The organism is Leeuwenhoekiella sp. CH_XMU1409-2 (assembly GCF_037029365.1).
In the GTDB taxonomy this organism is placed as follows: domain Bacteria; phylum Bacteroidota; class Bacteroidia; order Flavobacteriales; family Flavobacteriaceae; genus Leeuwenhoekiella; species Leeuwenhoekiella blandensis.
On sequence record NZ_JAYMEI010000005.1, the window covers coordinates 73,450 to 86,212 of the forward strand.

Below are 12,763 nucleotides of genomic sequence, written 5' to 3' on the forward strand. Positions count from 1 at the left end.
TATGTATTGAAATGAATAAAATAACTTCTCAAATACACAAAAAGCAGCGTAACGCGCTCTTAATTTACGGTATTATCTATTTCGCAGCGGGGATAATTCCTCAATTTACAGGAGAATCTTCCTCGTTATTATCTTGGAGTTATGTCGCTATAGGTTTGATTATGGTTACAACTATAGGTTACAGAGCTTATCAAGGTACTTATGTTTCTGTAATTAAATGGAACTCTCAGATCCTGGCTTTCAAGAGTCCGGAATCAAAGTTTATTCAGTTTAAGCGAAGTGCTATAAAATCGATAAAACTTACTGAAAAGAGTCTTACCATTAACGCAGGATTAGGCGATGGAGAAATGATAGATCTCGATTATTTTAAAACAAAAGATCTAGAGGTTTTTAGAAGAAACTTTGTAGAAGAAGAGGCTACTCAGCCTGAAGCTTATAGTCTAGCGGAAGCATAAAGGCAAAACGGCGCGATGACATCGCACCACCCATAATAATAGCACTCGGCGGGGTGTGATTTCCAAAAGCGTCAATAACAAAGGTTCCTTTTGTTTGGATAGAAGATTGCTCCTCATTGTCGTACAAGATGCTAAGCTTTTCTTTCAGCAACTTTACATACGTTTTGTTTAGTACTTTTCTGAACTCAAAATGTAAATAGGGTGGCGCCTCAAACTTGTCGTAGAAAATCCTAAAACCGTTTTCGTGTAATTGCTTTTGAGCAAGAGAACGCATAAAGTGCAGTGTAGAGCCGGCATAAGAATCTTCCCGGCTTTTAATGTATTTTTTACGCGTGCGTTTATTTAATTCCTGAAAGAAGCTAAACCCTTCATAGTACACCATGTTTAAAAGTTCTAAGCCACTCAGATTTTTTTCATATTTGGCATAAAAATCATTTAAAGTATACCTTACGGTATATCCCAGATGTTTATTTTCAATAATTAGAGGTTCATTGGCCCAGGCGGTAAGCTTCAGTTTTGACGGACTGTAATGCAGTTTTATGGCATCTTCATTGAGTATTTTGCATTGAAAAGCTTCAGGAGAATTTCCTAGAAATTGCATTTTAAAAATATGCAGTTTACGTTTTCTGGTCCAGGGATCGGTTTCCAGAAAAACCTGATCAAGCTCCTCTGCAGTTTCCTGAAGATAAACAGCCGGCATCTTACCATCAGAATTTTGATAATTGTTGATATAAACCGGCGCAAAGCCCATCATAGTAATCACTAGCGGACTTTTTATTCCTTCTTGAACAGGAATACTGTAATGCCCGTTTTGATTGGTGATGGTTCCAATGGTGGTACCGTCAAAATAGATACTTACAGCTTCAAGCGCAGTAGAATCTTTGGCACTGTAAACGTAACCCTTTAGCTTTCGCTGGCTTGAAAGTGTAAAGCAATGAAGTGAAATAAAAAGCAACAAGCAAAACCGCATAAAACAAAAAAAAACTATTATTATAGTTATAAAACTACAATAATAGTTTTTCTAATTAGAATACTTTCGCCTTTATTTCTTAAGAGGTTTTTGAGGCTCTAAATTTTGATCAACCAATTCAACGTCAAGACCTAAATCCTGAACTTTTTTGAGTTGTGTTTTAGCATCACCTACAATTACATATATGAGTTTTGAAGGATCAGCATATTTTTTAGCAAGTGATTTGAGTTCGTCAAGTTCGATTGATTTTATCGTTTCTTGTTGTTTCAAAATATAATCCGGCTCATAGTTTAAGGTAGCGATCTCGCTCAGGTAATTGAGTTTTGCTCTGGGAGTTTCAAAACTACGAGCACCACTTTTGATAAAATACCCTTTAGTAAGTTCCAGGTCTTCTGCGCTTAGATCTTGTGCGTACGAACTCATAATATCACGTACAAGCTTAGTGCTTTCTGCAGTAACGTTACTTCTAACGCCACTTGTTACAAGAAAAGGGCCGGGGAGTTGTGTGCCCTCAAATCTCGAACGCACACCATAGGTGTATCCTTTAGTCTCACGCAGCATTTGAGTAAGCTCACTTGCAAAACCACCACCACCTAAGCGATAGTTCATCATTTGTGCAGGCAGAAATTCTGGATCTGTCGCGGCTAGGGCAACATAACCAAAGCGCAATTGGGATTGCTTAGCGTTAGGAATGTCTATAAAATAGATTTTGCCACGGTCAAGATTAGCTTCTACCGAAGGCATAGTAACTTCAACATCTTTTGCTTTCCAGTTGGTTGCAAGCGGTGCGATAGCGTCTTTTACCTGATCAAGATCAACAGCACCTACCAATTCGAGATCACTCAAGTTGGGAACAAGATTGTTATAGAAGGCTTTTACATCCTCGAGCGTAAGTGCTTCAACACTTTCTGTAGTTCCTAGAATGTTTTTAGCCAACTGATGATCGGTACCATAAATAGCTTTTGAGAACGCAAGATTTGCAATACTTCCCGGGTCTGCTTTTTGCTGCTCAAGGCGCGTAAGTAATTCCTTTTTCTGAAGTTCAAACTCTGCTTTGTCCCATCTAGGCTGAAGTAAAATCTCAGCAACAATTTGCATGGTTTCATCAAAATTCCGCGCAAGCGTACTTCCGCTAAGCGTTAGCGCTTCTTGACCGGCGTATGCATAAACTGAAGCTCCCAATAAATCTAAAGCTTCTTCTAACGCAGCAATAGTCTTATCCTGAGTTCCCTTCGTGAGTAAATTAGCCGTAAGATATGCGACACCGCTTTGGTCTTTGGGTTCTATAAGTTGGCCTCCTTTGACGCTGAGACTAAAGTTCACTAGAGGAACCTCGTCGCTGGTGTCGCCGTAAATGTGTAATCCGTTATCAAGTGCTTCGCTCCAAACTTCAGGCACTTTAAGCTGCGGGCTGGCACCATATGGCGGTTCAATGCTTCGATCAAAAGAAGAAGGTGTGCGCTCATAATCTGCTGCGAGAGAAGGATCAAAGCTTTCTTCGGCACCATTAACGATTTGTTCTTCTACAACTTCGGCTTCTGTTGCATCACTTAACGCCAGATCTTTATCCCCTTTAGGAACAAAACTCGTCGCAACAAAGTTTTTATTCTGAACGTATTGCTCATAAACTCGGTTTACGTCTTCTATCGTGACATTCTGAATTTGTTTGATGTCTTCATTGATATAGCCGGGATCTCCTGCAAAAATTTGGTATTGCGCCAACTGAAATCCTTTACCTAAAACACTGCTCAAACTGTTGTAAAAGCGTGTTTCTTGTTTTGCTTTGATGCGGTCAAGATCATCTTGTGACATACCTGCATTTTCAAAATCGTCAAAAGCTTTGTAAACACCTGCTTTTACAGAATCGAGATCAACACCGGGATTGGCTCTCACGCTTAGCGTAAACTCACCGGCAAGCTCAGAACCGCCATAACGTAAACTCGGGTTGTTAGCCAGTTGCATTTCATCGGTAAGGATTTTATTTAAGGGTGCTTTTTTTCCGTTTGAGAGATAATCGGCGAGCACTTCTAGCGCATACGAGTCTTTTGTATATTCAGGAGGAGCAGGCCAAGTCATCGTAAGTTGCGGCAAGCGCGCAAAATTATCTTCATAATACAAACTTTTTGATTCAGCAAGTTGCGGAATACGAACGGGTAAGTCCTCTACATCCTCGCCTCGTGGAATTTCACCAAAGTATTTCTCGATCCATTCTTTGGTTTGCGCGGTATCAAAATCACCGGCGATGGTCAACGTGACGTTGTTAGGAACATACCAGCGGTTGTAAAAATCTTTGACGTCTTGCAAGGTTGCATTTTGTAAATCTTCTAATGAACCAATGACTTGCCAGTTGTAAGGATGATCTGCGGGATATAAATTTTTATGCGTTACATAACGCTGGTGGCCGTAAGGGCGGTTGTCATAGCTTTGACGTTTTTCGTTTTTTACGACTTGTTTTTCTTTAGCTAAAACAGGTTCGGTTACCGTATTGATGAAATAACCCAGCTTGTCTGCCTCTGCCCAAATCATTTTTTCTAGCGCATCGCTAGGAACTGTCTGAAAATAGTTGGTTCGGTCGCGGTTGGTAGAACCATTGGCACCGCTTCCACCTACACGTGCGCTTAATTGATCTAAGCCTCCTTTTCCTAAATTTTCTGACTCTAAAAAGAGCAAATGTTCAAAAAGATGCGCAAAACCTGTGCGTCCTTCTTTTTCTCTGGCAGAACCTACGTGGGCTGTAAGCGCAACACCAACGACGGGATCTGAAGTGTCTTTGTGTAGAATAACCGTTAGACCGTTATCGAGTTTATACTCTTCAAAAGCTACTGAAAAGTCAGTTTCAGTTTGCTGCGATTCTTGATCAGAATTGTGGTCATTGCCTTTACAAGCTGCTAAAGCCAAAAAAGACAGCAATAGATATACTTTAGTTTTTTTCATAGATTAATCTTGAGCGTTGTTATCGCTAGGGGTGTTTTTATTTTCTTCAATGGTTTCGTTTTCGATCGCTTCAAAAAACTCTTCAGGCTCCATAATGCGCATGGTTTTTTGAGCTACGATCGTATTGGCTAATGTGTAAACGTGGTTGTCTTTATTCCGCAGGTGCAGAAAAAATAAGGTGATATTTTCTACGCGACCGGCCATCGGGAAATCTTTATCTACGATCTCAACATAATCTCCAATTTTTAACGGATGGTTGAAAAACAGGATCAAACCTGAAGTGATATTGCTCAATAAAGACCATTGTGCAAAAAAGGCAACTCCCAGCAAGGTGATCACCGAACCTATCCCGGCAATAACTTGTTGTCCCGTAAGTCCCCACACCACAATAAGACACAAGCCCAAAATCATAAAAAACAGAATGTTGAGCACTTTGATCGTAAGTTGCTTACGTGTGATGTCAAAATTTGCACGTTTGTAACGGCTAATGATAAGTTTTGAAACCACGTAACGAATGACCACGAGTACTAGAAGAAGTACAAGCGATTCGATTATTTTTAATTCAATGGGATTCAAATTAGTCTCTGTAGGTATTTGGGTTATTTAAAAACAGTGCATTTACAAAGAAGAGTTTTCCGTTTTCCCAGAACGCTCTAAACAACGGGTCGTCTACCATATACGTGATAGTCCCGCGTCCCATAGGTTCTACTCCAAACACAAGACTGTTGCTCAAATGCTTTAAAGCATCAGCGCCGGCAAAGCCTGATACACGCTGCGGAGTTTCGTCAAGATACGCTACGTTGTAACCGCGGTCTAGCAGCGCATAGGCGTCGCTTCCTATTTTTAAACTGTAATAGGTGTCGTCATATCCAAAAGCTAATGGATGTGTTGCATCTACATTGGTTTTAAAAATGCTTCCACTTATCAAATTTTTAGCAATTTGTTGCTCACGATCAGCGTAAGGGATAATTTTATCTGCAAGACTGTCTTCATTTTGTTCAGATGGAATGCGTTTTAGCTGAAAGCCTTCTTTATCAGCAAAAACATTGAGCGCGTTGTCAAGTGCAATGATGTTTCCGCCGCTGCGCACCCAAGACTTTAGTTGATCAAGTACATTATTGTCGATGCGGTATCTTCCGCTAGGAAAAACCAAAACATCATAATCACTAAAATTAACACGACCCAGATCATCAACGTTGATCGAGGTAACAGGATATTCTAATTGCTGCTCAAAGAAATGCCACGTGGCACCATAACTCAAAGATGAAGTTTGTTCTCCCGTTAACAAACCAATTTTAGCTTTATTGATAAGTTTTACCGAAGATGAACCAAAATCAGGTCCGGCTGAAGCAAAACTTGTAGGAACAGCGGTAAGCGTTCGATCAAATTCATTGGCAATTTCAATAAGCTTTGTATCAAAATCAGCATTTGGATTGTCACTGCGTGTAACAATCAAGGAGCCGCTTGGATATGCAACTCCTGAGTTTGTAAACGGTTTTTCAGAAAAGCGTACTTTAATCTTAGCTTGAAGCAATGCACTCAAAAAGCGAGCATCTGTCATACTGTTCCATTTTGAAATGTATCCTGCAGCAGTCTTTGAGATGGTGTTTCGCTTTGGAGTTTTAGTTACTGCTTCTTGAGTATTTACCGCCTTAGTACTAGCGACCGCATTAAGACCATAAGCATAAGGTAAACTCCAGGCAGTGATGTCATATGTAAGCGGAGTAGAAAGTGCTGCTTCGGGTTCAAAAAGTACATGAACCAATTTACCTTTAGGTTGGTCTGTACTCACACTCAACGCTTGTTCATAAGATAAACTTCCGTTTTCTTGGGTGTCGTAAGCATATCCTGAACTGGTACCGTTTCCGCTTAGCTGATATTCTATTTCGTGTACATCGAGTAAGCTTGCTAAAGCATTAAGATGATCTTGTTCGCCGGTTAGGGTGAAGGTTTTGTAGGTTACATCAGGATTGCTGTAGTATTTTTTGAATTCTGTGTTGAGACGATCAACGTTGTTGGTAGCCATTTCTACGGTAGAAATTCCTGTAGTAAAGTGATGTGCCACCCGGTCTACTAAGGTTAAAACAGTTCCATCTGCTTTTTTAATCCCTAGACCTGCGCGGCCACCGCCGGCTTGCTCATAGGTCATTCCAATGGTTCCTGTGTAAGTAGGGTAGGTATCGCCATAACTCGGGTAGAGGAGGTCAAAAACTTCGCGGGTGAAGAATAACCAGCCGTTTTGATCAAAATACTTGGCGTGATTGGTTCCTATTTCTTGCTGAAATTCAAACTGGAAAGGAGTAATGATCTCGTGATATGGCTTGGCTGCCGGAGCAAAATAATACGGACTGTTGATTCCTTGTTCGTGAAAATCAACATGAATGTGGGGCATCCAACGGTTATAGACTTTTAAGCGTTGTTGTGTTTCTTTTTGCGTAGCCCAAGCCCAATCGCGGTTTAAGTCAAATAAATAATGATTAGCACGCCCGCCAGGCCAAGGTTCGTTGTGCTCAGCAGCATTAGGATTGGTATCGTAAGGTGTAGCTTTTACTTTATTGTACCAGTTGGCATAGCGATCACGACCATCAGGATTGATACACGGATCAATAATAACCACCGTATTTTCTAGCCAATCTTTTTTTTCGGTAATGAGTTCATATAAAGTGAGCATAGAAGCTTCGGTACTGCTCGCCTCGTTTCCGTGCACGTTATAACTAAGCCATACGATTGCTTTATCGGGGTTGGCTGTTCCTTCTTGAATCCCTGTGTTTTTTAAGTGATCGGTACGAATGCTTTCAATATTCGCTTGATTCTGCGGACTAGTAACAATTGCGTAGGTGAGCGGTCGGCGTTCATTGGTGCGACCATATTCTTTATAAGTTACCCAATCAGAATTTTGAGCTACATGCTCAAAATAGGCCACCACATCGGCGTGTCTTGAAAATTGAGTTCCAACGGTATAACCTAAAAATTCTTCCGGAGATTTAACATCTTGAGCAAAGCACAAGCTGCTGAAAATAAAAGCGACGAAAAAGGTAAATTTCTGCATACAATAATAGGGTTAGTAAACAGTAAATCTACTAAAATTGAACCTAAGTGTTGTCGTTGAATTAACGTAAATTTGGGCCTCACATCGCGCTAGGACTCTTATTTTTGCTTGTTTTAAATTTTTAGAAATTAAACGAGTATTCTTTAAGAATGCGTTGAATATTTGGGTTGAAAATTTATTAAATTCCCAATTCGGGAAAATCCAAATAAGAACTATTTCATTTAACCTTATATTTTTAAGGCTATTTACCCTAAATAAGAACGTTAATGTCTATACATCATATTCCGTATCAAGAGACCGGTTATTATTCTAAACTTATTTGTGATTATCTGGAACAAAAAGATGCATTAAAATCTTTTTATGGCAATTTTCCGAATCTTGAAAATTTTAAGGAGCAGATCGAGCAAAAGCAATTTGCAGAGGAAAACCGCGAAGTTTTAGTAAAGGCAGTACGAAATCAGTACAAAAATATTGATTTACATGATGCCGTAGATAATGCGCTAAACCGGCTAGCACTACCCAACACGTTTACTGTAACCACGGGACATCAACTTAACTTATTTACAGGGCCATTGTATTTTTTATACAAGATTGTAAGTACGATCAATTTAGCCAAACAATTAAGCAGAACTTATCCTGAACAAGATTTTGTGCCGGTATATTGGATGGCTACCGAAGATCACGATTTTGAGGAAATCAATTATTTTAATTTCCGCGGAAAGAAAATCAAATGGAACAGAGCAGATATTCAGGATAATGATAAAGGTGCTGTAGGCGAACTTTCAACTGAAGGATTAAGCGAGGTTTACCAACTTATTTGTTCTGAATTTGGAACGACCAAAATGGGCACATCCTTGTGTACCCTTTTTGAAGAAGCTTATCTCAAGCACGATAATTTAACCGAAGCTACCCGGTTTTTAGCCAATAGCTTATTCGCAGCATACGGATTGATTATCGTTGATGGAAACGATGCCGATTTGAAGCGTGTATTTATGCCTTACCTGAAGCAGGAGTTACTTGAACAAAAAGCATTTGATACCGTTCAAAAACAAGCTGAAGCTTTGCAAAAAGCAGGTTATGGAGTTCAAGTAAATGCTAGAGAGATCAACCTGTTTTACCTGGCTGATGGCTTACGTGAGCGAATTATTGAAAAGGAAGGAAGCTTCTTTGTTAACGACACAGAACTTAAATTTTCAAAAGAAGAGTTGCTCTTAGAGTTGGAGAATCATCCTGAGCGTTTTAGTCCCAATGTGATTATGCGACCATTATATCAAGAAGTCATACTTCCCAATTTGGCTTACATTGGAGGAGGAGGAGAGTTGGCATATTGGCTGGAGTTAAAGACCTTTTTTGATGAGGTTGAAGTGCAGTTTCCAATGTTGATGCTGCGCAATTCAGCCTTACTCATCACAGATAAGCAGCAACAAAAATTAGAGAAACTCGACCTGTCTATCGCCGATCTATTTCTTGATCAAAATGACTTGGTGAACCGAAAGATCAGAAAGATTTCTAATATCGATATTGATTTTTCTCCTCAAAAACAACATTTAGTACGTCAGTTTGAAGCGCTTTATAACATAGCAGAAGAAACCGATGCTTCCTTTATTGGTGCTGTAAAAGCTCAGGAAGTAAAACAGTTAAAAGGTTTAGAACACTTAGAAAAACGGCTTTTAAAAGCTCAAAAGAAAAAATTGAGCGATCACGTAAAGCGGTTTGTAGCTATACAAAATGAATTGTTTCCGCAAGAGAATTTGCAGGAGCGTACGACCAATTTTTCTGAATTTTACCTGGAGTATGGAGATCGTTTACTTGAAGATTTGTTCGAGGCGCTAGATCCGTTAGATTATAGATTTACGATTCTCTCAAAATAGTTCTAATTGCCTTTGATCAACTTTTTACCTTCAATACTTATCGCAGAACCATCCATACATTGAATACTGTCAGGTTGAGCAGTGGTTAAGTCTTGAAAATCATCTCCATAGAGTTTTGCAAAGTCGAAAACGATTTCGTGATCAAGGATTTTATAAGATTTCCATAGCGGATGTCGTACTTCATATTCCCAGCTTGTTGTAGGTGTTTTGTAGCTGTAACCCCAGAAATGTTCGGTAATAAATTGGGTGATGCTTCCTTGCTCATAGGGTTCGGGTTCCGGGCTTGTCGCAACTTGAATAAGCTGCCAGTTCTCTTCTAGATCCAGACCATAGCTGATAAAATTTTCCTCTTCGGTCAAATCGTGTTTATAGTGCATTTTATGCACGCTGTATTTCTCATTATACAGTGTATTAGCAACCCAAGCAATAGCGGGTTTTTCAACAATTTCTGAAATGAATACCGTGCCGCGTTTCCATTGAGAGCCGTCAAAATGCTTGACGTAAAAACGCAAATTAATCTCTTCAAAACGTTTATGAAAAGGGATGGTAATTCCTTTCAGTTTTACATCATCAAACAAAAAACCTACGAGACTTACATAGCACTTACCTTCAAAAAAATCAAGCTCGGTGTGCGCAGGTACATAAGGCTCTAAAATAGCCGGATCAATAGCATAATTGACAAAGCAGAGTTTCTTCCAAGATGCTGTGAGAAAACTCATTTAGTTTTGAAGTATTTTGTAGGAGGAAGCAACATTCCAAAACACTCTCCATCCTCTTTACCTAAATGCTTGTGATGTATTTTGTGTGCGCGACGAATGCCTTTGGCGTACCAGTTATTGGCATTTCTAAAAAGTTTAAAGCGCTGATGAATAAAGATATCGTGAACCATAAAATAGGTAAAGCCGTAAGCAAAGATACCAAGACCAATTGGCAAGCCTATCCAAACATTTTCGTATTGCCACAGGAGAAAACATCCTATACTTATAAGCGCATAAAAGATGAAGAAAAAATCATTGCGCTCCCACCACGAGCCGTGATCTTTATGGTGATGATCGCGGTGCAACACCCATAAAAAACCGTGCATGACGTACTTATGGGTAAACCAAGCCATAAATTCCATAATCGTGAAGGTAAGCAGGAAAACTACGATCCAAAGAAGGGTTTGCATTTTAAATTAGGTTTAGTCTGTATTTTACATAGCTGCGTGCTAAAAGTGAAGCCTTAACATAATTAGGAACACGTATGCGCGCATTTTTGATTTCTAAAGAAGGCGTACTTTTTAATTTACTCAGTAATTTTCGGTAGTAACGGTATGCCGTGTAGACGCCAAATTTAGCTTCTACAGGCAATTTACAAATCCCCGAAAGACCTTTTGCAAAATCTGCCTCAATTTCTTCAATAATTTTTTGTTTTGAAACTTCGTCTAATTCGTTGAGATCGGTATTAGGAAAATAGGTTCTACTCAACTCCTCAAAATCTGCTTTTAGATCCCTAAGGAAATTAACTTTTTGAAAAGCAGAGCCTAAACTCATCGCACTTTCTTTAAGCTCTTCATATTTTTGACGATCACCTTTCACAAAAACTGTGAGACACATAAGTCCAACGACATCAGCAGAACCGTAGATATAGTTATTATACTCTTCCTGAGTAAGGTATTTGCTTTTAGAAAGATCGAGTCGCATACTGTGCATAAAAGCATCAACCAAGTGTTTTTCTATTTTGAACTTATGAAAAGTATACTGAAATGAATTGAGAATAGGATTAAGACTGATCTTATCATTTAGAGCATTTTCAAGATCCTGCTCAAAACGATTGAAGAGCGTTTCTTTATCATATGCATGAAACGTGTCTACGATCTCATCAGCAAAACGTACAAAGCCATAAATGTTATGTATGTGTTGTCTGATGCTGGGAGCCAGCATTCGGGTTGCTGTTGAAAATGATGTGCTGTAGGATCGTGTTACCGTTTCCGAACAGGCTTGCGATACATTGTCAAAAATTTGTTTCATTTCTTTTTCTTAGTCATTTTTTGTTATTAGACCGGCCACAAGTTTACCGGAAATCAGTGCAGGAGGCACTCCCGGACCGGGAACCGTTAACTGACCTGTAAAGTATAAGTTGTCTACCTTTTTACTTTTTAATTTTGGTCTTAAAAACGCAGTCTGTAATAACGTATTTGCTAATCCGTAAGCGTTACCCTTGTATGAATTGTACTGTTCTACAAAGTCTTTGACACAAAAGGACTCTTTAAATATAATGTTTTTTTTGACCGTTTGTCCGGTAAGCTTTTCAAGCCTGTTCATTATAATTTCAAAATATTGCGCTCTAAGTGCTTCAGAATCTTCAATTCCCGGAGCTAAGGGTATAAGAAAGAATCCCGCTTCTTTTCCTTCGGGAGCCATACTGGCATCGGTTATCGAAGGGAAATTAGCATAGAAAAGTGGGGCTTCTGGCCACTTTGGTTTGTCGTATATTTCAACTGCATGCTTTTCAAAGTCGGTATCAAAAAAGAGCGTATGATGATTAACACGTTCTAATTTTTTATCAAAGCCTACGTAAAATAATAATGAAGATGGAGCAAATGTCTTTGAATCCCAATAACTTTCAGAATATTGACGCAGTGCTTCTGGAAGTAAGGTTTCTGTATGGTGATAATCTGCGCCGCTCAATACGATGTCAGAAAGAATTTCTTCTCCATTGATCTGAACTCCAATAGCTTTTTTATTTTCGGTTAAAATGCGTTCTACAGGACTGTCTGTGTACAAATGCACACCTAATTCTTTGGCAAGTTGTACCATACCTTCAATGACGGCGTGCATTCCTTTTTGTGGATGAAAGGTGCCTATGCCAAAATCGGCAAAGTTCATAAAACTGTAAAAGGAAGGGGTGTCGCTAGGCTTAGCACCTAAAAAGAGCACCGGAAATTCTAGTATTTCAATTAATTTGGGGTTTTTGAAAGCTTTACGCACATCTTTGCTAATCGTACTAAAAAAGCTTCCAATTCTTTTGATCGTTGCCGGAGTAACAAGTTCTAGAGGAGAGACGCCCGGACGATATACTAAGTCTTTAATGGCAACCTCATAATGATCTGCCGCATCATCTATAAATTCCTGAAGCTTTTGTGCACTTCCGGGCTCAATAGCTTCAAAAGTCTTTTTGATTTTTTCTAGAGAATCTTCGATAAGTATCGAATCGTTCTCACCGAAGTAAACGCGGTATGCAGGATTGAGCTTTTCTAACGCATAAAAATCCGAGGTCTTCTTATTAAAATCTGCAAAAAACCTATCAAAAACATCAGGCATCCAATACCAGGACGGCCCCATATCAAACGTGAATCCGTCTCGTTTATATTGTCTGGCTCTCCCTCCTAAACTGCTGTTTTTCTCATAGACGTGAACCTCGTGACCGGCTTGCGCCAGATAACTTGCAGCGGCAAGTGAAGAAAATCCAGATCCTAGTATGGTGATTTTTTTTGGCATAAATA

At 39.4% G+C, this 12,763-nt stretch carries 10 protein-coding genes; 2 read left to right on the forward strand and 8 right to left on the reverse strand.

Features of this window, described 5'->3' with window-relative positions; all coding sequences use genetic code 11:
- Window positions 1-11: 11 nt before the first annotated feature.
- Window positions 12-455, forward strand: a complete 444-nt coding sequence (locus WA338_RS07055; RefSeq protein WP_272985887.1) for a hypothetical protein — start codon at window positions 12-14, stop codon at window positions 453-455.
- Here the strand turns inward: WA338_RS07055 and WA338_RS07060 are convergent.
- The 4 genes from WA338_RS07060 to WA338_RS07075 all read right to left on the reverse strand — a co-directional run bounded on the left by WA338_RS07060 (window position 418) and on the right by WA338_RS07075 (window position 7,408).
- A complete protein-coding gene (locus tag WA338_RS07060; RefSeq protein ID WP_272985886.1) occupies window positions 418-1,425 on the reverse strand; it encodes a carboxypeptidase-like regulatory domain-containing protein in 1,008 nt (335 codons plus the stop codon). The two genes, WA338_RS07055 and WA338_RS07060, sit on opposite strands and share 38 nt — an antisense overlap.
- A 72-nt stretch (window positions 1,426-1,497) precedes the next feature.
- The gene (locus tag WA338_RS07065; protein ID WP_272985885.1) at window positions 1,498-4,359 is read right to left on the reverse strand and encodes a M16 family metallopeptidase; all 2,862 of its coding nucleotides are present in this window, start codon (window positions 4,357-4,359) and stop codon (window positions 1,498-1,500) included.
- Between the two features lie 3 nt (window positions 4,360-4,362).
- Window positions 4,363-4,935, reverse strand: a complete 573-nt coding sequence (locus WA338_RS07070) for a mechanosensitive ion channel domain-containing protein (RefSeq protein ID WP_009780700.1) — start codon at window positions 4,933-4,935, stop codon at window positions 4,363-4,365.
- A gap of 1 nt (window position 4,936) precedes the next feature.
- The gene (locus WA338_RS07075; protein ID WP_009780699.1) at window positions 4,937-7,408 is read right to left on the reverse strand and encodes a M14 family metallopeptidase; all 2,472 of its coding nucleotides are present in this window, start codon (window positions 7,406-7,408) and stop codon (window positions 4,937-4,939) included.
- 266 nt (window positions 7,409-7,674) lie between these two features.
- Between WA338_RS07075 and bshC the strand changes: the two genes are divergently transcribed.
- Complete coding sequence (gene bshC, locus WA338_RS07080) at window positions 7,675-9,279, forward strand: bacillithiol biosynthesis cysteine-adding enzyme BshC (protein ID WP_009780698.1); 1,605 nt, start codon at window positions 7,675-7,677, stop codon at window positions 9,277-9,279.
- A 2-nt stretch (window positions 9,280-9,281) separates the two neighbouring features.
- On the opposite strand, the gene WA338_RS07085 is transcribed toward bshC, so the two are convergent.
- Genes WA338_RS07085 through WA338_RS07100 form a run of 4 tightly spaced genes read right to left on the reverse strand, consistent with a single transcriptional unit; the run spans window position 9,282 to window position 12,758 of the window.
- Window positions 9,282-9,998, reverse strand: coding sequence for a YqjF family protein (locus WA338_RS07085; protein WP_009780697.1), 717 nt, complete (start codon window positions 9,996-9,998; stop codon window positions 9,282-9,284).
- Window positions 9,995-10,447 (reverse strand): sterol desaturase family protein, encoded by a 453-nt coding sequence (locus WA338_RS07090; RefSeq protein ID WP_009780696.1) that lies wholly within the window; start codon window positions 10,445-10,447, stop codon window positions 9,995-9,997. The genes WA338_RS07085 and WA338_RS07090 overlap by 4 nt, the downstream gene beginning before the upstream one ends.
- Before the next feature lies 1 nt (window position 10,448).
- Window positions 10,449-11,288: a phytoene/squalene synthase family protein gene (locus WA338_RS07095; RefSeq protein WP_009780695.1), complete on the reverse strand. Its 840-nt coding sequence runs from the start codon at window positions 11,286-11,288 to the stop codon at window positions 10,449-10,451.
- Window positions 11,289-11,297: 9 nt separating this feature from the next.
- Window positions 11,298-12,758 (reverse strand): phytoene desaturase family protein, encoded by a 1,461-nt coding sequence (locus WA338_RS07100; protein WP_009780694.1) that lies wholly within the window; start codon window positions 12,756-12,758, stop codon window positions 11,298-11,300.
- Window positions 12,759-12,763: the final 5 nt, after the last annotated feature.

Excerpts from the sequence above, each read along its gene's own strand:
- WA338_RS07065 (WP_272985885.1), bottom strand. The coding sequence starts at position 4,359 with ATGAAAAAAACTAAAGTATATCTATTGCTGTCTTTTTTGGCTTTAGCA.
- WA338_RS07085 (WP_009780697.1), bottom strand. The coding sequence starts at position 9,998 with ATGAGTTTTCTCACAGCATCTTGGAAGAAACTCTGCTTTGTCAATTAT.
- WA338_RS07055 (WP_272985887.1), top strand. The coding sequence starts at position 12 with ATGAATAAAATAACTTCTCAAATACACAAAAAGCAGCGTAACGCGCTC.
- WA338_RS07060 (WP_272985886.1), bottom strand. The coding sequence starts at position 1,425 with ATGCGGTTTTGCTTGTTGCTTTTTATTTCACTTCATTGCTTTACACTT.
- WA338_RS07075 (WP_009780699.1), bottom strand. The coding sequence starts at position 7,408 with ATGCAGAAATTTACCTTTTTCGTCGCTTTTATTTTCAGCAGCTTGTGC.
- WA338_RS07095 (WP_009780695.1), bottom strand. The coding sequence starts at position 11,288 with ATGAAACAAATTTTTGACAATGTATCGCAAGCCTGTTCGGAAACGGTA.
- bshC (WP_009780698.1), top strand. The coding sequence starts at position 7,675 with ATGTCTATACATCATATTCCGTATCAAGAGACCGGTTATTATTCTAAA.
- WA338_RS07100 (WP_009780694.1), bottom strand. The coding sequence starts at position 12,758 with ATGCCAAAAAAAATCACCATACTAGGATCTGGATTTTCTTCACTTGCC.
- WA338_RS07090 (WP_009780696.1), bottom strand. The coding sequence starts at position 10,447 with ATGCAAACCCTTCTTTGGATCGTAGTTTTCCTGCTTACCTTCACGATT.